The organism is Sphingobacterium sp. 2149 (assembly GCF_031455655.1).
In the GTDB taxonomy this organism is placed as follows: Bacteria; Bacteroidota; Bacteroidia; order Sphingobacteriales; family Sphingobacteriaceae; genus Sphingobacterium.
This window is the reverse complement of record NZ_JAVDTD010000022.1, coordinates 12,203-38,506: the sequence shown is the minus strand read 5'-3', so window position 1 is coordinate 38,506 and position 26,304 is coordinate 12,203. Positions and strand designations below refer to the sequence as shown.

Annotated in this window: 22 protein-coding genes; 5 read left to right on the top strand and 17 right to left on the bottom strand. The window is 38.4% G+C overall.

Going from position 1 to position 26,304, the window contains the following annotated elements:
* Positions 1 to 529: 529 nt before the first annotated feature.
* Positions 530 to 916, bottom strand: coding sequence for an SRPBCC domain-containing protein (locus J2X77_RS23245; protein ID WP_209582119.1), 387 nt, complete (start codon positions 914 to 916; stop codon positions 530 to 532).
* Between the two features lie 88 nt (positions 917 to 1,004).
* On the opposite strand from J2X77_RS23245, the gene J2X77_RS23240 reads away from it, so the two are divergent.
* Positions 1,005 to 2,372, top strand: coding sequence for an RsmB/NOP family class I SAM-dependent RNA methyltransferase (locus tag J2X77_RS23240; RefSeq protein ID WP_209582116.1), 1,368 nt, complete (start codon positions 1,005 to 1,007; stop codon positions 2,370 to 2,372).
* Between the two features lie 60 nt (positions 2,373 to 2,432).
* Here the strand turns inward: J2X77_RS23240 and coaBC are convergent, their stop codons facing one another.
* Genes coaBC through J2X77_RS23225 form a run of 3 tightly spaced genes read right to left on the bottom strand, consistent with a single transcriptional unit; the run spans position 2,433 to position 4,882 of the window.
* Positions 2,433 to 3,629 (bottom strand): bifunctional phosphopantothenoylcysteine decarboxylase/phosphopantothenate--cysteine ligase CoaBC, encoded by a 1,197-nt coding sequence (gene coaBC, locus J2X77_RS23235; RefSeq protein WP_209582103.1) that lies wholly within the window; start codon positions 3,627 to 3,629, stop codon positions 2,433 to 2,435.
* Between the two features lie 10 nt (positions 3,630 to 3,639).
* Positions 3,640 to 3,969 (bottom strand): DNA-directed RNA polymerase subunit omega, encoded by a 330-nt coding sequence (locus J2X77_RS23230; RefSeq protein ID WP_075990346.1) that lies wholly within the window; start codon positions 3,967 to 3,969, stop codon positions 3,640 to 3,642.
* Positions 3,953 to 4,882 (bottom strand): outer membrane protein assembly factor BamD, encoded by a 930-nt coding sequence (locus tag J2X77_RS23225; RefSeq protein ID WP_209582102.1) that lies wholly within the window; start codon positions 4,880 to 4,882, stop codon positions 3,953 to 3,955. Before J2X77_RS23225 ends, J2X77_RS23230 begins: the two co-directional genes overlap by 17 nt.
* Before the next feature lie 242 nt (positions 4,883 to 5,124).
* Here J2X77_RS23225 and J2X77_RS23220 point away from each other — a divergent pair, with 242 nt between their 5' ends.
* Positions 5,125 to 5,400: a NifU family protein gene (locus J2X77_RS23220; RefSeq protein WP_209582127.1), complete on the top strand. Its 276-nt coding sequence runs from the start codon at positions 5,125 to 5,127 to the stop codon at positions 5,398 to 5,400.
* Between the two features lie 57 nt (positions 5,401 to 5,457).
* On the top strand, positions 5,458 to 6,105 hold the full coding sequence (locus tag J2X77_RS23215; protein WP_209582101.1) for a carboxypeptidase regulatory-like domain-containing protein: 648 nt from the start codon (positions 5,458 to 5,460) through the stop codon (positions 6,103 to 6,105).
* Here J2X77_RS23215 and J2X77_RS23210 read toward each other — a convergent pair.
* The 11 genes from J2X77_RS23210 to polA form a co-directional block, all read right to left on the bottom strand.
* Complete coding sequence (locus tag J2X77_RS23210; RefSeq protein ID WP_209582099.1) at positions 6,102 to 7,331, bottom strand: FtsX-like permease family protein; 1,230 nt, start codon at positions 7,329 to 7,331, stop codon at positions 6,102 to 6,104. The genes J2X77_RS23215 and J2X77_RS23210 overlap by 4 nt on opposite strands.
* 5 nt (positions 7,332 to 7,336) lie before the next feature.
* On the bottom strand, positions 7,337 to 7,978 hold the full coding sequence (locus J2X77_RS23205) for an MBL fold metallo-hydrolase (protein ID WP_209582097.1): 642 nt from the start codon (positions 7,976 to 7,978) through the stop codon (positions 7,337 to 7,339).
* A 44-nt stretch (positions 7,979 to 8,022) separates the two neighbouring features.
* A complete protein-coding gene (locus tag J2X77_RS23200; RefSeq protein WP_209582095.1) occupies positions 8,023 to 8,769 on the bottom strand; it encodes a shikimate dehydrogenase in 747 nt (248 codons plus the stop codon).
* A gap of 98 nt (positions 8,770 to 8,867) precedes the next feature.
* Entirely contained in the window at positions 8,868 to 10,280 is a 1,413-nt protein-coding gene (locus J2X77_RS23195) for a tetratricopeptide repeat protein (RefSeq protein WP_209582093.1), read from the bottom strand.
* 181 nt (positions 10,281 to 10,461) lie between these two features.
* Complete coding sequence (locus J2X77_RS23190; protein WP_209582124.1) at positions 10,462 to 11,853, bottom strand: OmpA family protein; 1,392 nt, start codon at positions 11,851 to 11,853, stop codon at positions 10,462 to 10,464.
* Positions 11,854 to 12,096: 243 nt separating this feature from the next.
* Positions 12,097 to 13,107: an inorganic phosphate transporter gene (locus tag J2X77_RS23185; protein WP_209582091.1), complete on the bottom strand. Its 1,011-nt coding sequence runs from the start codon at positions 13,105 to 13,107 to the stop codon at positions 12,097 to 12,099.
* 36 nt (positions 13,108 to 13,143) lie between these two features.
* The gene (locus tag J2X77_RS23180; RefSeq protein ID WP_209582087.1) at positions 13,144 to 13,791 is read right to left on the bottom strand and encodes a DUF47 domain-containing protein; all 648 of its coding nucleotides are present in this window, start codon (positions 13,789 to 13,791) and stop codon (positions 13,144 to 13,146) included.
* A gap of 89 nt (positions 13,792 to 13,880) precedes the next feature.
* Positions 13,881 to 14,918: a cell wall metabolism sensor histidine kinase WalK gene (locus J2X77_RS23175; protein WP_209582084.1), complete on the bottom strand. Its 1,038-nt coding sequence runs from the start codon at positions 14,916 to 14,918 to the stop codon at positions 13,881 to 13,883.
* Positions 14,919 to 14,981: 63 nt separating this feature from the next.
* Positions 14,982 to 15,635, bottom strand: coding sequence for a phosphatidylserine decarboxylase family protein (locus J2X77_RS23170; RefSeq protein WP_209582081.1), 654 nt, complete (start codon positions 15,633 to 15,635; stop codon positions 14,982 to 14,984).
* Between the two features lie 24 nt (positions 15,636 to 15,659).
* Positions 15,660 to 16,790 carry a toxin-antitoxin system YwqK family antitoxin gene (locus J2X77_RS23165; protein ID WP_209582079.1) on the bottom strand — a complete coding sequence of 377 codons (1,131 nt, stop codon included), beginning with the start codon at positions 16,788 to 16,790 and terminating at the stop codon, positions 15,660 to 15,662.
* Positions 16,791 to 16,794: 4 nt separating this feature from the next.
* The gene (gene polA, locus J2X77_RS23160) at positions 16,795 to 19,596 is read right to left on the bottom strand and encodes a DNA polymerase I (RefSeq protein WP_209582076.1); all 2,802 of its coding nucleotides are present in this window, start codon (positions 19,594 to 19,596) and stop codon (positions 16,795 to 16,797) included.
* 107 nt (positions 19,597 to 19,703) lie between these two features.
* On the opposite strand from polA, the gene rsgA reads away from it, so the two are divergent.
* Positions 19,704 to 20,624, top strand: coding sequence for a ribosome small subunit-dependent GTPase A (gene rsgA / locus J2X77_RS23155; protein WP_209582072.1), 921 nt, complete (start codon positions 19,704 to 19,706; stop codon positions 20,622 to 20,624).
* A gap of 123 nt (positions 20,625 to 20,747) precedes the next feature.
* On the opposite strand, the gene J2X77_RS23150 is transcribed toward rsgA, so the two are convergent.
* Both J2X77_RS23150 and J2X77_RS23145 read right to left on the bottom strand, forming a co-directional pair.
* Positions 20,748 to 23,195 carry a hypothetical protein gene (locus tag J2X77_RS23150; protein ID WP_209582067.1) on the bottom strand — a complete coding sequence of 816 codons (2,448 nt, stop codon included), beginning with the start codon at positions 23,193 to 23,195 and terminating at the stop codon, positions 20,748 to 20,750.
* On the bottom strand, positions 23,161 to 24,198 hold the full coding sequence (locus J2X77_RS23145; RefSeq protein WP_209582065.1) for a hypothetical protein: 1,038 nt from the start codon (positions 24,196 to 24,198) through the stop codon (positions 23,161 to 23,163). The genes J2X77_RS23150 and J2X77_RS23145 overlap by 35 nt, the downstream gene beginning before the upstream one ends.
* 95 nt (positions 24,199 to 24,293) lie before the next feature.
* On the opposite strand from J2X77_RS23145, the gene J2X77_RS23140 reads away from it, so the two are divergent.
* Positions 24,294 to 26,189: a hypothetical protein gene (locus J2X77_RS23140; protein ID WP_209582063.1), complete on the top strand. Its 1,896-nt coding sequence runs from the start codon at positions 24,294 to 24,296 to the stop codon at positions 26,187 to 26,189.
* Positions 26,190 to 26,304: the final 115 nt, after the last annotated feature.

Here is a 26,304-nt window from a genome sequence, read left to right as displayed (position 1 = left end):
AACAGGTGGGAGAGTAGGTCGGTGCCTTTTTTTACACGGAAGCCCTTGCTGGAAACAGTCAAGGGCTTCTTTCGTTTAACTACCTCCATGGCCGTAGATGGGGCTGGCCCATCTGCCATATTCCGTTCCCATTCTTACGCGCTCCGAGCCACATGGATTGTAGCAACAGCATGTATAATTATAACCTTTTTCTAAAATGAGTACATTAAGTAGATAAGCAATTGAACGCTCTTCGGGAGAGATAATTGAATTGAATGATGTCGTGAAAGATATTTTAGGGCATGATGTGAAACAAAGGGCCAAAGTCATGATCAGCATTAATAAAAGATGAACCTAACATATTACAGGAATTCTTACTTGAGCGAAAATATAGCTACAAATTGTTTTTAGATTATATAAAAAGATACAATGAAGTCAGGTTATTAAAAAAAGCTGGAGCGGAAATCGCTGGGGATATTTAGTTTACTAGATTATTGGCGTCATTTATAACGCCAATAACCTAATAAAAGATATTGTGGGGGATGGGAGTTTACCCTTCCTCCGTATAAAAATCAATTAATGACGATATATAAGGATCTTCCCAACCGTCGGAGATGTTTTCAAAGTCTTCATCGGGTATATTTGTCTGTCTAATTTCTAAGGACGTTCCTCTTTTATGTTCATGCAGTTTTAGTGTAACAATAGACGGAGTGTCTGTTTCTCCAAAATACCATTCCTGTACAATTTTTGTCGAAGGTTGTAGTTCCAAGAACCGGCCAGTAATAGCTCCGTCCCATAAAGAGAATTCTCCATTGACAGTGGCGTCTATGGACACCAGATCACCTGTCCATAGACGAGCCGTAATTTCAGTCGTTAATGCGAGATACAGCTCCTCTGGAGTTGCAGGAATAATAGCATATTTCTTGAATTCTTTCATAATGCTAAGTTACGCTTTCTTGTAATTTACCACTTATTTTGACTTCATTTTTATTTATCTTAATTTTATCGCAAACTATGAGGACAACATGAGTAATTTTCTGCCGAATGCTTTAGTGAAAAAATTAGGAGTGAATCCGTTATTTGATAAAGACGCATTTATAAAAGTACATGAGGAAGGTATTCGGGCGACAGCAATACGCCTAAACCCTAATAAATTAGAAGATTGTCCGTTTCCTAATGCAGGGCAAGTTCCCTGGTGTAATGTGGCTTATTATCTTCAGGATCGTCCAGTGTTTACGTTAGATCCATTATTTCATGCTGGAGCATATTATCCACAAGATGCTTCTTCCATGTTCATCGATCATATCATTCGAAGTTTGAAGTTACATGAGGCGAGTATTCGGGCGTTGGATTTATGCGCCGCACCAGGAGGAAAGTCTACCTTATTAAACAGTAGCTTACATCCGGAATCACTCTTGGTTGCAAATGAAATTATTAAAACAAGGGTTACAATCCTGCAAGATAACTTAATGAAATGGGGAAATGCGAACACAGTAACTACAAATAACGATCCTGCTGCCTTTAATCGTCTTCCTGGATATTTCGATTTAATGGTAGTCGATGCACCTTGCTCTGGATCTGGTATGTTTAGAAAAGATACTGATGCCATAGAGGAGTGGTCTGAAGCTAATGTGAAACTTTGTAGTGAAAGGCAAAAACGTATTTTGGCTGAAAGTTTGACCGCCTTGAAAGAGGGGGGCTATCTGTTCTATTCGACCTGTTCTTATTCATCAGAGGAAAATGAAGACATCGTTGATTGGCTATTGGATAGCGGCGATTTCGAATCTGTTGAAATAAACGTTGAAGATAATTGGGGAATTGATCATACATTCTCTGTAAAGCATCGCGGACACGGCTATCGGTTTTATCCACATAAATTAGGGGGGGAGGGTTTTTTTATTGCTGTTCTTAAGAAAGTTGGTGAACAGGAAACGTTCAATAGAAAAAGAATTAAACCCGAAAAGTCAGATGTGCCCAAAGGGATTTTAAATGATTGGATTTCAAATAGTGATAGTTTGCACACCTTTCTTCATCATGAAGATGTATATGTTTTTCCAAAAATGTACGAAAACGATTTAAAATATCTTCAAAATGTACTCTATCTCAAGAATGCAGGAACTAATGTCGGAAAGGTCAATAGGAAAGAGCTAATACCGAGCCATGCATTGGCTTTGAGTAATTATTTAGCAGTAGAGTATAATGCGGTAGACTTATCGCTTGAGGACGCGCGAAACTACCTTAGAAAGGAGAATATCGTTGCAGATACATTTGCTGATGGTATTCAAGGGTGGACAATAGCAAGGTTTAAAGGCCAACGATTGGGCTGGATGAAGGTATTACCTAACCGAATCAATAACTATTACCCCAAAGAACTTCGGATTGTAAATTTATAAGATCTGCTTGTAGATTTGTACGAATAGCATTTCGGGCGTGCTTTCTTATAAAAGTTTTCCCTAAGAAAGGCTGACGATAATTGAACAAATATCTTCGGCAACTTCCTCTTTCGATTTTAGGCTAAACTCATGGATATTACCTGATCGTTCAATTATAGTAACCTTATTAGTGTCGGTCGCAAAGCCTGCTCCTTTATCCTGCATCGAATTGAGAACGATAAAATCTAGGTTTTTTCGAATCAATTTATCTTTGGCATTTTCCAGCTCATTATTGGTTTCCAAAGCAAATCCAATGAGCAGTTGTTGCTCATTCTTTTTAGCTCCTAAAGTAGCCAAAATATCTACTGTTTTCTTCAGCTCAATAGAGAATTCGTTTTCTTTCTTTTTTATTTTTTGAGTGGCTACATTAATGGGAGTGTAGTCTGCGACAGCAGCGCTCATCACAACAATATCCGCCGCTTGGAAGTGTTCTTCACAAGCACTTAACATTTCGGCTGCTGAGGTCACTGAAATTTTGAGAACACCTTCAGGACTTTTCAGGGCGCTAGGTCCTGAAACAAGCGTGACATCCGCTCCAAGTTCTTTGAGCTGCGCAGCGATGGCATACCCCATTTTTCCACTTGAATGATTCCCAATAAAGCGGACTGGGTCTATAGCTTCATAAGTAGGGCCAGCAGATACTAACGCCTTCTTTCCGTATAAAGGGAGCGCTCGCTCTGAAAATTTAACTAAAAAATCCAGTATTTCTTCCGGCTCAGCCATGCGCCCTTCACCTATTAATCCACTAGCTAATTCCCCGTTTCCTAGAGGAATTAAGATATTGCCGTAAGAACTTAGCTTTTTGATATTAGATTGTGTAGAGGGATGTTTCCACATATCTAAATCCATCGCCGGAGCGAATAGCACTGGACATTTCGCTGATAGATATACGGCTGTTAGCAAGTTGTCGCACAATCCAGTGGCCATTTTGGAAATGGTATTTGCTGTTGCAGGAGCGACTAAAATGTAATCAGCAGATAGCGCAATTTCGACATGATTATTCCATTCCCCAGTATTTGGCTGGTAATAATCGATAAGCACTGGTTTTTTGGAAAGTGTAGAAAGCGTAAGCGGGGTGATAAAGGCCGTGGCTTCTTTTGACATAATAACGTTAATCTGGGCATCTGCTTTTATCAACATGCGGATGAGGGATGCAATCTTGTATGCGGCAATACTGCCGCATACAGCAATTACAATATTTTTCCCAGCTAAAGCCATTTTTTAAGGATTAGTCCTGCTCTTTCGAGGGATTTCTGTAATACACTTTATCGTGTAAAAATTCATCGATTGCAACCAAAGTGGGCTTTGGCATACGCTCATAATGTTTTGAAATCTCTATTTGCTCGCGGTTTTCGAATACCTCTTCCAAGTTATCGTTATTACTTGCAAACTCTGCAAGTTTTCCGTTCAATTCTTCTTTAATATCTACTGCAATTTGGTTCGCGCGTTTAGAAATAACTACAATAGATTCATAGAGATTGTCAGTGCCTTTGTCCAATTGTCTCAAGTCACGTGTAACTGTAGAATTTGGAATTGAATTATTATTTTTTTGACTCATCTTTTTGGGTATTTTCTTGTTCTTTTTTCGCCTTTTGTTCTTTGATATATACTTCCTGTTCTGCAAGAGCCTTATTATACTCTTTCACTTGGGAGAGTGCAGTTTTAATGCCTTTTTCAGAATTCTCCCGAAGGGATTCTGCCTCTTTCATATGTTTGCTGTTTGGAAAATTACTTGCGAAGTTACGGTAATAATCCAAAGCTTCATCAAATCTACTTTCTTGTTTCAGGAAGATACTTTTGGATGCATAGATGTATTGAGCCTTTAATGTCAAAAACTCAATTTCTTCTGCATATTTTGTATCAGGGTATTCTTTTAGGACATTTTGCAAAGCAATGACCGCCGCCCTATAATCATCATTAAGCCCCATGTCGTAATACAGTCTTGCATTGGCAAAAGCTTTAAGCTCTAGCTTATCTCTTAATTTCTGAATAAGATCCGAGGCTTCTTTAGATCGCTCGGATTCGGGATAAAGATTAACAAAGAGCTGTAATGCGTCAATTGCCTTTCGTGTATTTGCTTGGTCCAATGTTGATCTTGGAGAATCCAAGTAATAGCAATAAGCATGCATAAACCTACATTCTTCAGCTCTTGCACTATTGGGATATACATCAGCAAAATCTTTAAAGTGAAATGCAGCTGACGTATAATCTTTCAGACGGTAGTTGGCAAATGCCAAATAATAGTAAATATTTTCTGCTTCAGCTTGTCCGCGGAATTTCGTCCGCAAGTCATCAAACAAAACTAACGCCTTGGTATATTTCTTTTTTTCATAAAGTTTTACAGCCTCTTCGTATTTTTGAGCGATATTATTGCTTGCGCGCAATTTCTCAAATTTACTCTTACAGCCAGTAAATACCAATAGAAACATCATGCCGGCACAGATAGCCGCTATACGCCTATTTAAAAACATTTTACAAAGATAAGTGAATTTGTTATACTAATCAATTAAATTTTATTGCGCAATATAGTTTAATAATTTTTTGATCGCAAAAACAAGATTTCTTATTAACATACTTTAACTCGACGAAGAGCTTGAGATGAAAATATTGTCATATACTTGTTGTTTTTGTGGGGGTAGTTAGGCCTAAGAATATACATTTTAAAATATTTGACTATCTTTACATATTACAATCATTGAATAGCATTAAGAGTATGACATTAAAAGAAAAAGTTGAGCAAGCATTAGATACCTTGAGACCATATTTGGAAACTGATGGCGGAAATGTGAGTGTCGAAGAGATCACAGCGGATAATGTCGTGCGTTTAAAATTATTGGGAGCATGTGCTTCATGTTCAATGAGCATCATGACCTTTAAAGCTGGTTTAGAGCAGGCAATAAGGAAGGCTGTTCCTGAAATTACCGCTGTTGAGGCAATTAATTTAACGGATCCCGACTCTCCTGAAGCGACTTTACCCCCTGTTAATTAGTTGTGCCCTTAACACAATTTAACGGCTAGTTCGGCTACTTTTGTTTAAATTTGTTCTATGAAGTTGCTGGTTTCAATATTTCTTATTGTCTTTTTGACTTTTTTCTTTTCCGCATCACATGCTCAGGAAAAGAAGATTGTTCAATATTCCGGTATTGTCACAACCGTTGGATCTGGCCTTCCAGTAGGTTATGCAACAGTCACCAATTTATCTTTTAGAAATGAAGCTTTTGCCGCAAATAATGAAGGTTACTTTTCTTTTGTAGCCCATGTCGGAGATACCATTCGTTTTACATCTGTGGGGTTTGATCCTTTAGTGGTCACCATTCCTGAAGTTAAGGGAGACAAGTATACTGCAAATATCGTTATGCAAAATCTCGTTACGGAACTACCGATGGTTACCCCATATCCTTGGGCAAGTATCGAAGAGTTCAATATTGCTTTTATGAACCTGGACGTTTCCGAAGATAATATTGTGAGAGTAAGAAGATCCTTATCTTATGAATCTTTAGCTGCAATGGCTGCAGTAATACCGCGTGATGGAAACGAAATGCGATCAATTAACAATGCACAGAGTTTCAATACGATGAATAATAAGGTCATCAATCAACGATATGCTAATCCATTGTTAAATCCTTTTGCTTGGGGTAATTTAATCCAGCAGATTACTAAGGGGAGTAAGAGCCGAAAAACTTCAAATTATTAATTTGTTGTCTTTAATTTGCTTAATTCTTTGACGCTTATTTTAGCAGAAAAGTAAGAAACTAGCGCGGAAATGCCAGTTACCGTTACAAACACCAAAAGGTAGTCGCTCCATTGACTTACCATAGGGTAACTGTCAATAATCGTATTTGCACCATCTTCTACACGAATAATTCCATAAGTTGATTGGATATAGTTAAATATAGCGCCTATCAATAGCCCTAACAAACAACCTATGAAAGCTATCATAAGGCCTTCATAAAAAAAGATGCGTTGAATCAGATCATTACCACCGCCAAGGCCTTTCAGAATCGTCATATCCTTTTGTTTGTCTAGTACAAGCATCGTTAGTGAACCTACAATGTTAAATATGGCAATAACACTAATCAAGGTCAATATAAAGAAAACGACCCATCGTTCTACGCGTACATTTTTATATAACGTTGGGTTTTGTTCTTCTCTATTCTTTACGATATAATCAGGCCCGATTTTCTGTTGTAATACCCGCTCGAACGCATTGATATCTACGCCATCTTTTAGATAAAACTCGATTGATGAAACACGCTGATACTCTCCAAGAACCTCTTGGGCGAATGAGATTGGAGTAATGATCAAATTGTCGAAATCTTGTTGGTAACGCAATACAGCGCCTGGCGTAATCGACCGTATATTGAACTCCTCAGCAGGGTTTGATGAATTCTTTACCCCTTTTCTCGGGGAATATACTTGAATCTGCTCAGCAGGTTTTTGTAATGGAATGCCTAGGTTGGCCTGCACACTTGCGCCGAGAATGGCCAGGTTAATGGAATCGTGTGTAAGCTGATATTGACCGTCTACAATAATACTGTCTCCGGTTGTTTTACTCAGAGATTGCGGCTCAATTCCCTTTATATTGGCAATAAATTGTCTATTTGAATATTGCAGTAATACCTTTTCTTGTAGAACTTCAGTGTAATGAATCACATTTGGGTCTGTTCTTAATTCATCAAAAGCTATACTTTTTGTATCGAAAAGTTTTCCTTTGGAAGGTTCTATCTTGAGTTCTGGAGCAAACTTACTGTACATAGACAAAATAAGTTGCTCCATTCCATTGAAGGAGGAAAGCAATATAATCAATGCAGCACTACTTACCATTACACCGATTACACTAATGGATGAAATAATATTAATGGCGTTGACAGATTTCTTGGAAAAAAGATATCTTTTAGCGAATAGGAAGGGCAGATTCATGACTCTTATTGTCGAATAAAGGGATTGGAATTTTTTTCAAAGCCAATCGTTGTGGACGGCCCGTGCCCAGGATATACAACGGTATCATCGGGCAAAGTATAAAGTTTTGATTTTATACTATCTAAAAGCTGTTGGTGATTGCCTCCTGGAAGATCCGTCCTACCTATGCTGTTGCGGAAGAGTACATCTCCTCCAATCAGAAATTTTTGATGAACAGAATAGAAACAAATATGAGCTGGAGAATGACCCGGTGCCAGAATGACTTCTAGTTCGTCATTCTCCAAGTAAATGGTATCGCCGTCATTTAAAAATGTCTCTCCAATTGGGGAGATGTCATATCGGATTCCCATTTGAGGGGCATAATTCTGAACAGCTACTAAAATAGGTACTTCTCCTTCATGAAACTGTGGCAACAAGCCATATCTTTCATAAACAAAACTATTTCCTAAAACATGGTCAATATGGCAATGTGTATTTAATAGAAGTTTGGGCTGAAGTTTATTGTCGGCGACAAAACTTACTACTTCTTGCTGCTCGTGCTCTCCATACATGCCCGGATCAATGATAATTGCATTTCCTGACTCGTTGTATAGTAGGTAAGTATTTTCCTGATATGGATTGAAAGTAAATGATTTGATCGTAAGCATAGAGGTAAAATTACAGATTTTATTGATTTCTTACTATGGAAAGATTAACTATTCCAAATTTCCCAATTCTTTTCGGCTTGAAGGACCAACATTTCATATCCATTTTTGATTCTGGCTCCCATTTGTTTACTTTTTTGTATAAATGTAGTTTCCTCGGGGTTGTAAATGAGGTCATAACAAAGATGGTTCTCATTTAAAAATTCGTAAGGGATTTTTGGCGATTGTTCTGTATGGGGAAAAGTACCAACAGGTGAACAGTTAATAATCACCGTATGGTCTGCTAGGATAGCAGCATCCAATTCATCATAAGTCAACTGGTCTGCGCCCTTGGTTCTGCTCACTAGAGAATGCATTATTCCAAGTCGATTCAGCGCATAAATTACTGCCTTTGCAGCACCGCCATTACCTAAAATTAAGGCCTTTTTATCTACTTGGGGATTAATTAGCGGCCTTATTGACGCCTCAAAGCCATAAGCATCCGTATTGTAGCCTTTTAGCTGCGTTGCGCCATCTGCTGTATGGCTAATTCGAATACAGTTGACAGCTTGAATTGCGCTGGCCTCTTCCGAAAGCTCGTCCAAATAATCCATAACTTCAATTTTATAGGGAATGGTCACATTCACACCATAGAAATCTTTGTTGGAGGCAATTTTTGAAAAATCAGCTATCTGAGGGATGGGGTACAAGTCATAATCCACATCGGTTATTTGCTCTTGGCGGAATTTTTCTAAATAATATTTTTTTGAAAAAGAATGCCCTAATGGGTATCCTATTAGCCCTAGTTTTTTCATTTAAAGTGGGAAAATTAGGTTGTTGGAATATGAATGGCGCTTCAATTTTGATATCCGGTCATCCTTTGGCGATGACCGGATAAAGTGCCTATACAATATTAATCTTTCGGCTTTGTATATTTTTTTACAATTTCAATGATAATCTGATTCCCTTGAAGCTGTGGGAGATAATCAAAAAGGATATGATACTTCTCCGGATCAGTTGCTAAACCAAGTTCCAAAAAGTTCAGTGCGTCGTTATACTGCCCATTGGCGAATAGATATGCAACGACCCGGTAGTATAACTCTGCCGCATTCGGATTCTGTGTGATAGCATCGGAAATCACATCAATAGCTTCTTCAATTTTACTTTGTTCAAATAGAATTGAGGAATAATCCAGCCATGCATCAATATCCGTTGGATTCAAGCTAACGACTCTTTTATAGGCTTCCTCTGCTAGGTCTATTTGCTGTAATTTATATCGTGCATCGGCGATGGCAAACCAGTAATCTGGATTTGTATCCTCCAATTCCAATGCTTTTTTATAAAAGTGCAGCGATTCAAAGTAACGTTCTTCGAAATCTAGGGTAACCCCAATGCCAAACCAGGCATCCGCAAGTTCCGCATCTAATTTGACTGCCTTTTTATAATAGTTTCGAGCCTCTTCCATCTGCTCCAGTTTTTCATAACATTCACCTATTGCGCAATAGGTATCAGCACTGGGTTGCTCATATTCAAATGTTTGCTTGTAGACATCCAATGCTTCTTGGTAGCGATCTAAATTGACGAGAGCATTTCCCTTATTGAAATAAGCTGAAGAAAAGTCATCCTTGATCAATATCGCATAGTCATAGGCGTCCAAAGCTTCTTCAAACTGGCTGATCTTATGGTATGAATTTCCTAAGTTATACCATGCGTAGTAGGAGTAAGGGTCTGAATCTATGTATTTCTTATAAAAGGAGATACTTTCTTCCTGTCTATCTAATACGTCATAACAATAAGCCAGTTCATAAAGTGCTTCTTGGTAATCCATATTGAGTTCAAGAGCCTTTTTTAGATAAATTATAGCTTTATCATAATTCATTTGGGCCTGAAATATCATCGCAATATGGAAATACACCTCATCCTTGTTGTCCAACAGAGGAAGAGCTTTAAACAGCTGTTCCAAGGCATCATCGAATTTTCCAATGCTTCCTAGTATACCACCACGGATCAAAAATATATCTCCTTCGGAGGCTTCTAATAGTTCCGCTTTATCCAATGCAGCGAGCGCATTCTGATATTGCTGAATCGTTGAAAACAGTTGCGCTTGTTTCAATAGAAATGTAATATCAAAGGGATGCTGACTGATTGCGAATTCGGCGACCTGTAGCGCCTTTACAGGATCATTTTTTTCTGCGTAGTAATCAATAATTCCTTCAAAAGCTTTGGAGTCAAAAAAATACTGATCCTCGTTTCGAAGCATTTCCTCATATCTGTCCACCGAGATTTTTCTTTCTTCGGGGTTCTCAAATTCAAAATCCTCTTCCATTCTCAAAAGTTTAAAATCAGTATCCTGTTCTTTAATTCAAAATACTAATTTCTTATCTAATTTGATGGAACTAATTTTCCACAAATCGGATATCGTTCACAAAGTTAAGGATAAATACGTGTAAAATGAAAAAGCCGGCTATAAAGCCGGCTTTTACTATAATGGTATATATTGTATACAATTATTTTTTGATCTCAACGCGACGGTTTTGAACGCGACCTTCTTCAGTAGCATTAGATGCAACTGGGTTTTTCTCTCCGTAACCATTAGCAGTGATGCTTGATGAAGAAACACCAGCATTTACTAAATATTGTTTTACAGAGTTAGCACGGTCTTTAGATAAAGTCATGTTATAAGCTTCAGAACCTTCAGCAGATGCATAACCATCTAATTGTACAGATGCATTGTTATCACGTAACTCTTTAGCCAATTTGTCTAATGTAGAGTAAGATGAAGTTTTCAATACTGAGCTATCAAATTCGAATTGAATTGGAGCATAGTAACCGTTAGAAGTAGTAGAGCTAACAACTGGCTCTGGGAATTTGATTGGACATCCTGAACCATCTACTGGAGTACCAGCTGGAGTTCCAGGGCATTTATCAAATTTATCAGATACACCGTCACCATCAGCATCAGCGCTTAATGTGTTAACAGTACCTTCTAAAGTGCTTACACGTTGTTTTAATGCTTCAACTTCATTTCTCAATGAAGGATCTTTCAACTCATCGTACATTGTAGCAACTGGGTTAGCAAAAGTCAAGTTTTGTTTGTCTCTTGAACCTAGAGTGAATTCTAAACCAGCCATTACTGTAGAGAATTTACCTTTATAATCTGTACGAGCTGGACCATACAATAAGTTATCATCAGTGAAGTTCATCGTGTAACCTAAGTTCAACGCAACTACTTCAGATAATTTAAATTTAGCACCAACACCTACTGGAACGAAAGCTGTTAATTTGTTATCACGGTCACCAGTGTTCTCACGATCTCCAAAAATTTTCGAACCCCATTTACCTTTGTTGTTATAAACTTCATTAGTAAAATCTTCGTTCGCAAATTGAACTGGATTGTTGGCTAAAACTCCCAAACCCACTTTAGCATAGAAGTTAACTGCATTTTCTCTTCTCAAGAAATCAATAGTACCCAATTGGAATACACCGTTCAAGCTTGCTGCCCAGTTTACATCAGTTTGTGCTGATCTAGCTGCACCATTGCGAGCTGCACCAGAATTAGCTTCAAAACCGTTAAATCCGTCAAGCGCTTTGTTGTAAGTTTTAATCTTACCACGGTTTGCTTCTAATTCTAAACCAAATGTGTGAGAGAATTGTTTACGAATAGTTAATCCGTAGTATTCACCAACTTTGTTTTGGAAGTAACCTACTTTTTGTCCAAAAGCATTTGATCCAGGAAGAATTGTGTTTGGTGTAGTAATACCACCTTGCACTCCGATAGACCAAGTTCTGTATTGTGATCTACCACCGAATACTTGTTGAGCTTGCGCTGTACCAGCAAAACCTAAAGCGGCAACTAATGTAGCAGCAACAGCTGTTTTTTTAATTGTAGAATAGTTCATACTCTTGTTTTTAAGGTTATTATTAATTTTAATTGTTTTCAAACTTAATTATCTTGTATTAACACTTGGAACAGTACAATTGCCGTGCCAAAGTCTTAAAGTTATGTTAAATATTTTGTTTCCGCTATATTTTGTACTAAATTAAGGATTTAATGTGAAACAACAAAACAAAAATCCGCTACGAAAGTACCAAATTTTTGTTTTGTTTCAATACGTTTAAGAAAAAAATTAAGGTTTTTTTTTCTAAAGCAAATAATGTACGATCAAGAGCGACAATCCACCTAATAAAGCTGAAACCGGAATAGTTAATATCCAAGCCCATAACAAACTGATTGTTACTCCCCAGCGTACTGCAGAAACACGTTTAACGACACCAACACCTATGATTGCACCGGTAATGGTATGTGTGGTAGAGGCCGGAATTCCAAAATGTTCTGTAATACCTAATGTTACCGCTCCCGCTGATTCAGCACAAACTCCTTCCAATGGTGTAACTTTTGTGATTTTGGTTCCCATTGTTTTAACTATTTTCCATCCACCACTCATCGTCCCGGCTGCAATAGCCGCGTAACAAGTTAATGGAATCCACTCGGGCATGTGTTCAGTCGTTGGTACATAGCCACCCGCTACCATGGCGACCAGGATAATTCCCATGACTTTCTGAGCGTCGTTACCTCCGTGTGCAAAACTTAGCGCTGCAGAGGAAACAAGCTGTAATATTTTAAACCATTTTTCGGCCACACTTGGTCTGGAGTTTTTCGCCAGATTAATCACAATTAATGTAATGATGACCGACATCGTCATACCTATGATCGGAGCGAGCACGATAAAAGCAATAATTTTTAGGGTAGCATCAATATTGATAGCATGAATTGGATCTGCGCCCAGAATAAATGCATATGCCATACCGGATCCCGCGAATCCCCCGATAAGCGTATGTGAAGAACTTGATGGTACTCCGTAATACCATGTAAACAAGTTCCAGCCAATTGCTGCTAATAAACCCGCGAAAATTACTTCTAATGTAATGTATTCTTCCAATACTGTTTTTGCAATGGTATTGGCTACCTTATGGTCTGTAAAATAGAAGTAAGCGGCAAAGTTGAATATTGCAGCCCATAAAACAGCCATTGCTGGCGTTAAAACTTTTGTTGATACAACTGTCGCAATAGAATTTGCTGCATCATGGAATCCATTGATGTAGTCAAAAGCAATTGCAAGGACAATCACAACAACGAGTAATGTTGACATCATAATCTCGTAGAATTTTTGTGCACTTATATCGAATGATTATGCGTTTTTAACTAGAATGCTTTCTAATACGTTAGCAACATCCTCACACTTATCCGTTGCATCTTCCATTGCAGACAACACTTCTTTGTGTTTAATTAATGAAATTGCATCCTTTTCAAACTCAAAGAGGTCAGCTACAGCCTTATCAAAGATATAATCTGCTTTGTTTTCAACACTGTTGATACGCACGCATGAATCTGTAATGTTCCGAATGTTTTTTAAGTCTCTAAGCTCATGAATAGCTTTTGACACATGTTCAGTGGCTTCAACCAATAAGTCCGCAATTTCTATCATTGGTTCAGTAGCTTTTTCCACCTTATAAAGGTCCATTCTGTTGGCAGCGCCATGAATAAAGTCGGCCACATCATCCAATGAACTTGCCAAAGAGTGTATATCTTCGCGATCGAAAGGAGTGATGAAATTCTTGCCTAACTCCAAATGAATTTGATGTGTGATATTGTCGCCCTTGTGCTCCAAATCTTCCATCTTGCGCGTAAAATCTTTTTTCTTCTCAGGATTGCTTGAGTTAACAATATCTTTTAACAACTTTGACATCTCGATCAAATTGTTGCCGGCTTGTTCAAACAAAGGGAAGAATTTTTTGTCCTTTGGAACGAAGTACTGAAAAATGCTATTTAAAGACATATCTTAAATTTATTTTTACAAAAGTAATACCTTAATGTTAAGTTAATGTTAACATTGATTTTGTTTAAACACAAAAGTGTCATCATTGTTTAGTTCCCAGCTTGTACTTTTTGTAACGTAAATCCAAAAGTGGTTCCGATACCTTCCGTACTGCGCACATTGACATTTTGCTGATGTGCTTCAACAATGTGCTTAACGATCGCTAACCCTAACCCAGACCCTCCTATATCGCGTGATCGGCTTTTGTCAGTTCGGAAAAAACGTTCAAATACGCGGCTGAGATTTTTTTCCTCAATGCCATAGCCGTCGTCTGTAATTTCGATAAGAACCTGCTCAAATAATGGGAAAATCTTAATTTTTGTTGTTCCACCTTCTTTTCCATATTTCAATGAGTTGTCTATCAGATTGTACAGTACCTGATGTATTTTATTGCGGTCTGCCTTCACCCAGTGCGGTGTGCCGGCCTTCGGTCTGAATTCGATTTTGATGTTGTGCTGTTTGGCTTTGTCTTCAAGGGAGTCTGTCGTGTCCTTGATCAGGTCGACAATATCAAATTTCTCAATATTAAGGACCATTTTGCCAGATTCCAATTTGGATATCTCATCAAGATCCAGAATTAGATAATTTAGCCGATCGAGATTTCGGGCAGCTTTGTTAAGGAAATTTTTTGCCATTTCCATATCCTCTTCCATAAGGCCGTCCTGCAGCGTCTCAATGTAGCCCTGTGTAGCAAAGAGTGGTGTTTTGAATTCATGTGAAATATTGGATAGGAACTCTCTTCGAAATTTTTCCTGTGATTTTAATTGTTCTATCTCGTTTTTTTTATCTTTTGCCCATGCTTTGACTTCGTTTTCAGCATCTGTAATAGGATCCTCGCTGATATGTTCTCCAATAGCATCTTTAAGATCTTTGCCAAGTTTGAGATTGTGAATGAGTTTATACATCGTGTTGAGACGTCGATATATATATTTTTCAAATAGATAGTTAAATAGAAGAAAACTCGTTACCACCGCGACAAAGAAAATGATCAATGCTGTCTGCAGCTCGTGTTTATAATAAAAGCTGATCGTGGATATTGCAACACCAACCGCTGCTGAGTTTGCTAATAATAATTGTCTAAAATTCATTTGTTGAATAAAAAAGGCCCCTGATTTGGAGCCTAAGTTACTTATAATGATATTAATAAATTGTTAAAATTTTCCAATAATGGTTTTTGCACCTATAACCTTGTCACCAATGTTGACATTAATTTCAGTGCCCAAAGGGAGGAATAAATCTACGCGAGAACCGAATTTGATAAAACCAAACTCATTACCTTGCACCACTTCGTCCTTTTCTTTTATATACCATACAATACGGCGAGCTAGTGCTCCTGCAATTTGACGGAAAAGAACCTCTCTCCCTGCTTTATCTTTGACAACGACCGTTGTTCTTTCGTTATCTGTGGATGATTTGGGATGCCAGGCCACTAAAAATTTTCCAGGATGATATTTAAAGAAAGTAACCAAACCACTAATAGGATTTCTGTTAACGTGTACATTAACTGGCGACATAAAAATCGAAACCTGAATACGTTTATCGTGGAAATATTCATTTTCTTCGGTTTCTTCGATAACAACAACTTTCCCGTCAGCCGGACAAAGAATTATGCCGTCTTCCGGGTTGAACACTTTTTTAGGGCTTCTGAAGAACTGAACAACTGTAATAAACAGGAATGCTGATAGCGCATAAATAAACCATTTGACATATTGCGAAGCATCATAATAATCCGCAACTGCATTGATAATAAAGATAAAAAGTACAGCGATTGCTAATGTGGTGTATCCTTCTTTATGAAATTTCATATCTATTTATTTCTGCAAAGATAGTTATTTACTCGAATTGTCTATTTGTCTTTCAATTTTAATTGAATGGCTGTATACTTTTCCATCATTCCCCGTCGTAATACTCCCAGACACTTTAATGAGGTCATCCTGTGGCTTATTCTCTTTATATGTAGGAAAATAGAAATCAATGCCTTTTGCAATTCCGCTTAAGATTCCATCGAAAGACTCACTCCCCGAATCCGAAACTAACTTAAGGTTTTTTAGATTAGCCATTCCTGTTTTCTTTACCTCCACCAGATAAGAGAAGTTTACTTGTCGGGTAATTTCTATCCCCTTTTTATTGAGATTGTCGTTAAAACGTTTCGCGAGGAAAGCATAAAAGTTAGCATAGTCATCAAAGCTACACGATTTGCTGTTGAATAGTTCTGCCCGCATGAAATAGTCATAAGGGAGGATGCTTAGCGACAAAAAATCTTCGTTGTTAAGATCTCCATTGTCATCATACGTTGTCGTAAGCACACCATTTAAAAACCGTTGTGTCATAGCATACACAGGCTGCTGGCCAACATTGTAAAAATACGTATTCCAGTTTCCTTGGGGCTTGCCATTTTTCACCTTTCCTTTACGCAGGTAAAAATCAAATCCAAATTCGGTAAAGCCTTCAAAGGGAATGGAAAATTCATAATTACCCTCACCATCCATTACCTCTTGCTTTCCCCTATTGTCCCAGTAATCTTTAATAAAGTAGCCTTGCTCGCTATAAGTGACGGTCAATAACGGCTTTCCGTCAGGATAGTAATATTTCCAGTCACCAGTAGGGAAATTATTTCGGAAAGTTACCTCCCATTTTAATACGCCGTTTGGATGATAAGCTTGAAACAAACCTTCTTTTTTACCGTCTGTGTAAGTTCCGACGAGTATTCTATTACCATTGGGAGCAAAATCGCGAAATTCACCTTCGAATGACTGTTTGGTGAAGTCGAATTTACTAACACGCTCAATAGATTTAAACTCGCACTCTTTCGAAACCAGATAGTAGTATTTGTCGAAATAAAAACGAATCAGCCCTTGATCTAATTTTTCGTAGAATACAGGCTTCTCATCCTGTGCGTGAAGGTTTGTAAAACTGCACACAGAAATGAATAACAATAGATGGATGAGTTTTTTAATCATAATATTAATGCGCTTCAAGCCAATTTTTGCCCTCTCCAATTTCTACAACCAATGGTACATTTGTTTTGATTGCATTGGTCATTTTATCCTGTATGATTTCCTTAAAAAGCTGTATTTCGCTTTTAGGTATGTCAAAAACCAATTCATCATGTACCTGCATGATCATTTTACCCGATAAGCCTTGCTGCTCAATTTCATTTTGAATGGCAATCATGGCAAGTTTAATCAAATCTGCTGCCGAACCCTGGATAGGTGCATTAATAGCATTTCTTTCTGCAAATCCACGAACCGTCATATTTGCCGAATTGATATCTCTAAGATAACGCCTTCGCTTTAAAATTGTTTCAACATAACCATTCTCTTTTGCAAACTCGATCGCATCACTCATATATCTTTTTATCCCTGTATATTGGTTAAAATACTCGTTGATGATATCAGACGCTTCTTTGCGTGATATGCCAAGATTTTGGGAAAGACCAAATGCCGATTGACCATATATAATACCGAAGTTAACGGCTTTAGCGTTGCGGCGTTGTTCGGAAGTAACAGCATCAAAATCAGTATGGTATACTTTTGCGGCTGTTGCCCGGTGGATATCATGTCCTTGACTAAATGCCTCCATCATATTTTGATCTTTACTTAACTCGGCGATTAGGCGCAGTTCAATTTGCGAATAATCGGCTGATAGAATCACATGCTCTTCAGATCGTGGAATAAACGCTTTTCTTACCTCTCTACCTCTTTCGGTACGTATCGGGATATTTTGTAAATTCGGATTCGTCGAGCTCAGACGGCCAGTTGCAGCAACAGCTTGATTGTAAGATGTGTGAATTAATCCTGTTTCGGGGTTTATTAACTCTGGCAGCGCATCAACGTAAGTTGATTTTAGTTTTTGCATTTGCCTGAAGTTTAAAATATCTTGAACGATGTCTGATTTATGAGCTAATGCTAATAATACATCTTCTCCCGTTTTGTACTGGCCCGTTTTTGTTTTTTTCGCTTTGGGATCCAACTGGAGTTTGTCGAATAAAACTTCACCAAGTTGTTTTGGAGAAGCAATGTTGAAATTTACACCTGCTTTCTCAAAAATAGATCCCTCTAGATTTTTGATATCCTGCTCCAAAGTTTTTGAAAATTCTTCAAGTGCCGGAACGTCAATTTTTACACCATTTCGTTCAATTTCAGCGAGTATATATACTAATGGGAATTCAACATCCTGAGCGAGTTCATTGGTGTTGGTCTCGATAAGGAGAGGTTGAAATATATTTTTTAACTGTAATGTGATATCTGCGTCTTCGGCTGCATATTCCTTTATTTTTTCAATCTCCACATCGCGCATGTTTCCTTGTTTCTTGCCTTTTTCCCCTATAAGTTCAGTGATGGATACTGGACTGTAATTAAGATAATTTTCTGCGAGGAGGTCCATACCATGACGGGTATCTGGATCAATCAGATAATGTGCAACCATCGTGTCAAAAAGAGGCCCTTTTACTTTTACACCGTATCGTGCCAAAAGTAAAATATCATATTTGATATTTTGTCCCACTTTTTCGATGTTCGGATTTTCAAATACTGTTTTAAAAATATCGACTACAGCTTGTGCTCCTTCACGGTCTGCTGGAGTGGGGATATAGTAAGCTCTGGCATTTTCAAAGGAGAATGATAAGCCTACGATGTCAGCGAGATTAGCGTCCAATCCTGTCGTTTCCGTATCGAAACAAAAACTATCCAAAGAAGACAGCTTTTCGGCAAGCTCTTTTTGTTTTTCTTGTGTATCGGCCAAAATATAATCATGCGCCGTATTATGGATGTTATTTATTTCAGTATTATCAACGATTACTTGAGTAGTGACATCTGTTGTTGTCACGGTAGTTACTGTTGTAGAAAATAAATCCATTTGGCCAGTTGTGGAGGCGCTTCTGTCAAGAACGGAGAAATCTTCGCCGAAAACCCGTTTTCCAAGTGTCCTGAATTCTAGTTCCGCAAATAGTGGTTCAAGAATTTCTTTGTTTGGATCTTCCAGCTCAAGTGATTTTTCATCCAGGTCAATTGGTACATCCAATAAAATGGTAGCTAATTTTTTGGAGATAAGACCTTGTTCAGCAAAGTTTTCTACGTTTTCACGCATTTTTCCTTTGAGTTGATCCGCGTTAGCAATAATGCCTTCGACAGATCCGTATTCCTGCACAAGTTTTTTTGCTGTTTTCTCACCGATGCCCGGTATACCCGGTATATTGTCTACAGCGTCACCCCAAAGGCCGAGGATATCGATGACTTGACAGACATCAGAAACTTCCCATTTTTCCAAAATCTCTTTGACACCTTGTACCTCTGCTCCGTTACCCATACGGGCAGGTTTGTAGATAAAGATATTGTCCGATACGAGCTGGCCAAAATCTTTATCCGGTGTCATGCAATAGACCTTAAAATCTTGTTTTTCAGCTTTTTTTGCTAAGGTCCCGATAATGTCATCTGCTTCGTACCCATCCATTGTAATAATCGGGATATTGAAGCCTTCGATTAAACGGTTTATATAGGGAATAGAGGACGCAAGGTCCTCAGGCATAGACTCACGGTGCGCTTTATAAGCTTCAAATTCAATATGTCGGGCGGTAGGAGCTGCGGTGTCAAACACTACTGCTATATGAGAAGGTTGCTGATTTTTCAATACGTCCAAAAGCGTATTGGTAAATCCCATGATTGCTCCTGTATTTAACCCATTTGAGGTAATTCGGGGAGTTTTGCTCAATGCAAAATAAGCTCTATATATAAGAGCCATTCCATCTAAAAGAAATAGTTTTTTCACAAAATTGAATTTTAGTGTCTATTGCAAAGGTAAGAAATTCATTAACGGGTAAGTTTAATAAATTTTTCCGATTTTTGCAGCATGACACATTTAATGCAGCAGGAGTTATGAGAGGATTGGTAACTAAATCGACAGGTAGTTGGTATCAGGTTTTGGGCGAAGATAATCGAAGATACGATTGTCGGATCAAAGGGAAGTTTCGCACCAAAGGTATAAAAACAACGAATCCTGTTGCTGTTGGAGACTGGGTTCATTTTGAGGTGGAGCCGGATCAGGAAAGTGCCGTCATTCATGAATTAGAACCTCGCCGGAATTACATTATTCGTAAGTCCGTCAATCTCTCCAAGCAAACCCAGATTATAGGAGCAAATTTGGATCAGGCATTTTTGGTGGTGACCTTGGCCTCTCCACCGACTTCCTTGGGATTTATTGATCGTTTTTTAGTGACTACAGAAGCATATGGTATACCAGCAGTAATAATATTCAATAAATTGGATCTATTCAGTGAGGAAGGATTGGAGGTTTTGGCGGACTATAAGGCAATTTATACAAGTATCGGATATCCCTGCTTTGAGGTCTCTGCGTTAACGGGGACAAATATAGACGTGGTCAAGGAACTGCTTAAGGATAAAATAACGTTAGTGTCAGGACATTCAGGAGTTGGTAAATCAACATTAATCAATGCGATTGTTCCAGCATATGGATTAAAGACCGGTGAAATCTCCGACTGGTCCGACAAAGGAAAGCATACGACCACTTTTGCTGAAATGTTCGATCTGCCTTTCGGGGGGAAGCTGATTGACACGCCCGGCATTCGTGAATTGGGTATTGTTGACATAGAGAAACAAGAGCTATCCCATTTTTTTCCAGAGATGCGTGCCTTGATGAACCAGTGTCGATTTAATAATTGCAGACATATCAACGAACCTGGCTGTGTTATCATGGAAGCTGTGGAAGAAGGGCGGATCGAAAGTTCGCGCTACGATAGTTACCTCAGTATGTACCATAATGAAGATAGCAGAGCGTAATTAACATAAAGGGCTTCTCTTTCTTATTCATAAAAAATGCCCCAAAAAGTGGCTAACTTTTTGGGAACACTGCATCGATGGGAAGCCATTTATATTCATGTGATTAAATTCCAATACAAACGCCTAGCGTATGGATTGGGTTAAATTTAAAAAGTCACGAAGATAGGCGCACTCCCTCGAAGCGATTGTAAAGAATGGTGTGTCTTTGTATTGTGCTCCCAATTCCTTAAAATATTTATTTTGCATCGAAAAACGATAGAATGGATTCTTTAAAGGCGAGTCGTAGTATTGCCAACGGGACTCACTGGTATACACAAAATCCTTCTGCTCACATTTGGCGAGCATAAAAGTGCATTTAGCTTTGAAATCCCTATCTGTACTGAGCGAACGAGCCTTGCTGTACCATTCTTTTGCTGATTTTGTTTGCAGGTAATTCCGTTGCCAGTGAAGTGTGGAAGCTGCATGATTATCTATAGACGACCAGTCATAAGACACCATCGACCACGCATTTCCATAGGTGCTCGTTTGATAGATTCCTGTTGCCATCTGTAAATAATACGCTGCTTTTTTCTGATTGTCTTTTTCCGTTTTTAGGGCATTTTCCAATCGTGCCATGCGTTCGGCATACTTTAGTTTCGTGGTGGATTCGCTCCCATATTTTTTAGGATAGTCATTTATGGTAACGATAAATGGATTGGGTTTGATGTCTTCTTGTTCTTCGCTATACCAATTCTTAATTTCCATTTTCTTATGATCTTTAGGTAGCCCTGCTAGGGTTTTAGCAGCTTTCTGAAAGTCGAGTTCCCGCAAATACGTCGTCCCTAATAATTCTGTGAGATAGTCTCGATTGAAATGCTTGATATCTTTCAGCAAAAATTTGGATAAGGTCTGCTGCTGGCCGTTATCCGTGAGCAAGTTTCTGATTTTTAGTAACGTTTTGGGCGTTAGGCTATTTTCCCAGAAATGCATGGTTGACCATTGCATATTTTCCTCCAGTGAATCCTTCGCAAAACCATAGTTGTAAAAGATGTCAGCTTTCACCGCTGCCAAGCTTGCCATGGCCGTATCCTGAGTATTTAGATAATGTTTTACCACTAGGTTTTGTAAGATATTGCGGCATATTAAGCTATAGTTGCTGTGTTCAAAAGCATTATAACTCCAGCTTGGTTTTCTAGTGTCATTTTTACCGTCAAGTTTGGCCTTCTCTTCCAACCAGGTTAATGTTTGGGTCAACTTGATCTCATCCAGTTGCTTGCTATTTTGCCAGTCCGTCAGTTGGGTCAGTAAACGAGTAATTTGAAGCTGGTCAACCAATTTGGGGTTGAGTTCGGATTCTTTAATTTCTGAAAGATATTCCTTTGCCAAGGTGTTTTCCTTATTTATCCAGCTTAAGTATGCAGCGGTAATAAGTCCTAATTGCGGTTGCACATATTTTTTATCACGATAGAGCTGCAAGGAAAATGTGCGAACAGAATCCAGGTATTTTTTTGCGTCTCCTTTGTCCTCATTTCTTGAATAATAGGTATAGCTATCACTATTGAGATAGAAAGACTCGTTCATTTCAGCTTCTATTTTGTTGACTTCGCGACCTAGTAAAACAGCATTTACGGTATTCGCTGGGTCAAGCTGATAGCAGTCGCTTAGATATTTCAGGGCACGACCACTATTGCCGAAGCCTATAATGGCGTTAATGTTGAATTTATCTGCATCATTTTTGGCGTATTGAAAAATCTCGGCATCACTTGCAGTGATATAGTGAAAATTAGAGTAAGCCAATATACGTCGTTCGGGACTCATGGTAAAGAGTTTAGAAAAGAGGTAGGCCGCTTTCGCTCCATCACCATTTTTTCGCACAGCACCGGCATAATTCGAAAGCGCCCAATTGAGAATGGCATCGTTCCCTTTTACAGGCTGCAGATACTTTTCATAGGTGGTCATACTTTTGGTATACTCTTGCCCGAATAGGTATAAACGGGCTGCCTGATAAGCGTAGCGAATATAGAGGAAACTATTTTTTGGGTATTTGGCGATCTGCTGTTCGGCAAGTTCGGCAAACTGTATAATTTCTTTAAAATTTCGTGTATCAGGATCCCAATAATTATGTTGGATATTGGTAATAGGCTCCTGTTTTTTGGTAAATATAAAATAAGCCCGCTCTGCCTGATGTTTTCCATCAATCAACGTCTTTAAGAACGTGTTTCCACGAACAGAATCTGGCAAGTTTGACCAAGTAGATCTCTGTTGATTGCTCGCCAAATTGGCCGTTTCAGTATTGCTCTTATACATCAATTGTTCGACATCCCCAACTTTTACTGCCGGTCCAAGATGCTTAACCCAAGCCTCCGCATTAATCAGGCTTTCTTTGACGGGCTCTTCATCACTATAGAGAAATTGGTACGGTATAAATTGAAAAGCCGAAAATCCACTGTCCTCAAGATGCGGCAAGTAATAGGTCGTTTGATTATCATAAGGGTCTATTTCTGGACCGCAGGCGATATTAGTTGCTATCTCTCCGAAGAAGAAAGCAAGTGTTGTGCTAGAAAGCAGCAATAATTTTTTGTAATTCGGCATTGCTATGGTTTGCTAGTGTAGCTTGATCTAAGTGATAAAAAATAATCCGATGTTCTTTTCCTTTTAATTCTCCCTTCAAAAATTTTGCCGTTTGTAAGAGATCTTCCTGGTTTACGGACTCAAATCGGATTATATCATCTTTTTTGAGATTGGCTTTAGGAAGATCTTTTGTTAATATATAAAGATTGGTATTGGGGTTATGGGTGAATAAAGAAGCGTCTTTTATCTCTTCTTCACTGATATGTTTTGAAATGCCGATATAATTATTATTTCTAAAGACTACAAACCATTGAAATATGGGTAAAGCAATGTCCATCTCAATAGGGTAATTGTGTAATGATCCGCTGAGATAGGTTTTCAGATCTTTTTGGTTTATAATGGAATTCTGAGGGCCAAATTGTCTCAAATTTCCCATGTTATAACACATCAACATTACTTTCCGGACGGGGGGTACTCCACTCGTGACTATGTTTTTGACCTGATGTAGTCTTAATGTTGAGCTTACTAGAATGTCTTTCAATGCGGGTAGCTGCTGTAAGTAGGTGAGAAGATAAAAGAATTTATCACGCGAAGTTTTTGTCCAGTCGCAGTCCAATTGGAGTTCCTTGAAATTCTCCTTTCCTGCCTGTTTTATCTTGGCTACGATAAATGGTACAATTTTATTAGCCAATCCCCTAATCTGAAGGCTATCCATTTCCGTAAAAATACGCTGGTTGACAAACACTACGGGGATTACCTGCTGCTCCTTTGGTACAGGTTGGGTAAAGGTAATTGGACTAATAGGAACGGCCTGTACACCCGAAGGGTCAAAGTCAATATCCATTATTCTCACATAAATAGATTGCGCTTTAATTTCCTCTAGCGCGCGATTTTCTACAGTATCTAACTGAAATACAGTCTTCCAAAAATAAAAACCTGTGTCATGCGATGTTTTAGAACAGGATATTAAAAAAAGTAATGTGGATGGTACAAGAAATAAAAATAGTTGTGTTTTACGCAGCATATTCGCTTTATTTAGTCGTATGTCAAACAAAATGAGATTAATTTTGTTTGTTATCCAATAAAATAAAGACGAAATTACGAAGAGATTATGACTTTATGAAGCCTATTTTAAAATGGATCCTTGGTGTTATAGCATTTATCCTGTTGGTTTTGGCTGGCGGTATTTGGTATTTTAGCCACAAGTGGAAGCCACTTTTGGACACAAAACTCAAACAATTGGTGTCACAGGCAACAGACAGTCTGTATTCGATACAATACGATGATATCCATGTCAATTTAGTACTTGGAAATGTAACAATAGATAATTTACATCTCGTCCCAGATAGCACAGTTTATAGGAAACTCGTATTGGCACAAAAAGCGCCCGACAATCGCTTTGAGATCGCGGTAAATAGATTAAAAATAAAAAGCTTCGGTATCCGGAGGGTTCTGATGGACAAGGAGCTTTTCTTACATGATATTACTGTGGAAACGCCAAAGATCCATGTGATCAATGAGGTGCATAGCTACAATGATACGGTCAGCAGCGGGCCCAAAAAGCCGCTTTATGAGAAGATAAAAGACAATCTTAAAAAAATTCAAGTGGAGGCGGTTAACCTCAATAATATTGATTTTAAATATACTCAGGTCCAAAAGGGAGTTCATCAGGATTTTGAGATCAAAAAGGTAATGGTCCGGATACATGATGTGTTGATAGATTCGACTTCCGAACAAGATAGCCAACGCTTTTATCACAGTAAAATGGTGGATATTCAAGTACCTGGTTTTACGTATAAAACTCCGGATGGTTTTTATAAGGTGAACTTTGATCAGTTGAAAATCAATAGTAAAAGCCGGAATGTGCTGTTAACAAAAGTTGCTTATCAGCCAACATTGAATAAAGCTGCCTATTACAGGAAGAAAGGTGAAGGAGGAAGTTATATGGTATTAAAAATGGATACCTTGCTCCTGACAGGCTTCAATTTTGCAGCGCTTTCCCGCGATAAGAAAGTATACACAAAGCATGCGCTTGTCAAAAATGGAACACTTTCGATTTATAGTGACAAGCATTATAAAAGCTCGCCAACCAGCCATATTGGACATGCTCCGCACATGAAGTTGATGAAAATATCAACACGAATGGGAATTGATTCATTAATCCTCGAAAATATTGGTATTTCGTATTCCGAAATGAGCGATGAATACAGTCAGATTGGTACAATTACATTCGACCATACTTATGGTACAATATCTAATGTTACGAACGACTCGACCAAGCTTAAAAAGCAGAAGCTGATGCGTGCAAATCTGCACAGTAATTTTATGAATGTAGGTAGGCTAAACACCAACTTTGTATTTGATATGACGTCCAAAGCGGGCGCTTACACCTACAAAGGAACGCTTGGAAAGATGGACCTACCTGTAATAAACAAGATGATTCGCCCATTGTTGAATGTTGAAGTCAAATCTGGAAATCTAAAGCAGATCAGTTTTGATATTTTTGCCAATGATTATCGGAGCAAAGGAACATTTAAAATGGATTATGACGACCTCAAGGTAAATATACTGACTGAGGTCGGCGACGACGGGCGGCGTGAAAAGAAAGGCCTGCTTTCTTTTATGATTAATCAGGTGCTGTTTAATCCCAGTAACCCTGATTTGTATGGAAAATACACGGTCGGGCATATTAATAAGCGGCGCGACCCGAATCATCCGTTTTTTAAAGCATTATGGCAGACTTTATTGGTTGGAATCAAACAATGTGTCGGTCTTGGCCCAGAACGTGAGGTCAAATTGATGAATACCGCTGGAAAGGTTGAAAAAGTAGTGAGTGGAGTGAGCAAGGCAAAAAAGATGATTTCTAGTATATTTAAAAGACATAAAACTCCTGAAGAACTCCTGAAGGAGGAGAAGGAAGATGAAGCCAAAGCGGCTGCAAAGATTGAAGAGAAACGAAAGCGTAATCGTGAAAAGGCTGAAAAAGAACTTGAAAAAGAAGGTACTGATAGTTGATCGTCCGTTTCACGTGAAAAGCTTTCGTAAGCGCTGATTGAATTGAGAATTCAGTGGCTATGGCATGCATAGAAGATAGATTTGTATTTTTTGGCAGATTTGTCTAGTTTACGGT

Excerpts from the sequence above, each read along its gene's own strand:
- J2X77_RS23245 (WP_209582119.1), bottom strand. The coding sequence starts at position 916 with ATGAAAGAATTCAAGAAATATGCTATTATTCCTGCAACTCCAGAGGAG.
- J2X77_RS23240 (WP_209582116.1), top strand. The coding sequence starts at position 1,005 with ATGAGTAATTTTCTGCCGAATGCTTTAGTGAAAAAATTAGGAGTGAAT.
- coaBC (WP_209582103.1), bottom strand. The coding sequence starts at position 3,629 with ATGGCTTTAGCTGGGAAAAATATTGTAATTGCTGTATGCGGCAGTATT.
- J2X77_RS23230 (WP_075990346.1), bottom strand. The coding sequence starts at position 3,969 with ATGAGTCAAAAAAATAATAATTCAATTCCAAATTCTACAGTTACACGT.
- J2X77_RS23225 (WP_209582102.1), bottom strand. The coding sequence starts at position 4,882 with ATGTTTTTAAATAGGCGTATAGCGGCTATCTGTGCCGGCATGATGTTT.
- J2X77_RS23220 (WP_209582127.1), top strand. The coding sequence starts at position 5,125 with ATGACATTAAAAGAAAAAGTTGAGCAAGCATTAGATACCTTGAGACCA.
- J2X77_RS23215 (WP_209582101.1), top strand. The coding sequence starts at position 5,458 with ATGAAGTTGCTGGTTTCAATATTTCTTATTGTCTTTTTGACTTTTTTC.
- J2X77_RS23210 (WP_209582099.1), bottom strand. The coding sequence starts at position 7,331 with ATGAATCTGCCCTTCCTATTCGCTAAAAGATATCTTTTTTCCAAGAAA.
- J2X77_RS23205 (WP_209582097.1), bottom strand. The coding sequence starts at position 7,978 with ATGCTTACGATCAAATCATTTACTTTCAATCCATATCAGGAAAATACT.
- J2X77_RS23200 (WP_209582095.1), bottom strand. The coding sequence starts at position 8,769 with ATGAAAAAACTAGGGCTAATAGGATACCCATTAGGGCATTCTTTTTCA.
- J2X77_RS23195 (WP_209582093.1), bottom strand. The coding sequence starts at position 10,280 with ATGGAAGAGGATTTTGAATTTGAGAACCCCGAAGAAAGAAAAATCTCG.
- J2X77_RS23190 (WP_209582124.1), bottom strand. The coding sequence starts at position 11,853 with ATGAACTATTCTACAATTAAAAAAACAGCTGTTGCTGCTACATTAGTT.
- J2X77_RS23185 (WP_209582091.1), bottom strand. The coding sequence starts at position 13,107 with ATGATGTCAACATTACTCGTTGTTGTGATTGTCCTTGCAATTGCTTTT.
- J2X77_RS23180 (WP_209582087.1), bottom strand. The coding sequence starts at position 13,791 with ATGTCTTTAAATAGCATTTTTCAGTACTTCGTTCCAAAGGACAAAAAA.
- J2X77_RS23175 (WP_209582084.1), bottom strand. The coding sequence starts at position 14,918 with ATGAATTTTAGACAATTATTATTAGCAAACTCAGCAGCGGTTGGTGTT.
- J2X77_RS23170 (WP_209582081.1), bottom strand. The coding sequence starts at position 15,635 with ATGAAATTTCATAAAGAAGGATACACCACATTAGCAATCGCTGTACTT.
- J2X77_RS23165 (WP_209582079.1), bottom strand. The coding sequence starts at position 16,790 with ATGATTAAAAAACTCATCCATCTATTGTTATTCATTTCTGTGTGCAGT.
- rsgA (WP_209582072.1), top strand. The coding sequence starts at position 19,704 with ATGAGAGGATTGGTAACTAAATCGACAGGTAGTTGGTATCAGGTTTTG.
- J2X77_RS23150 (WP_209582067.1), bottom strand. The coding sequence starts at position 23,195 with ATGCCGAATTACAAAAAATTATTGCTGCTTTCTAGCACAACACTTGCT.
- J2X77_RS23145 (WP_209582065.1), bottom strand. The coding sequence starts at position 24,198 with ATGCTGCGTAAAACACAACTATTTTTATTTCTTGTACCATCCACATTA.
- J2X77_RS23140 (WP_209582063.1), top strand. The coding sequence starts at position 24,294 with ATGAAGCCTATTTTAAAATGGATCCTTGGTGTTATAGCATTTATCCTG.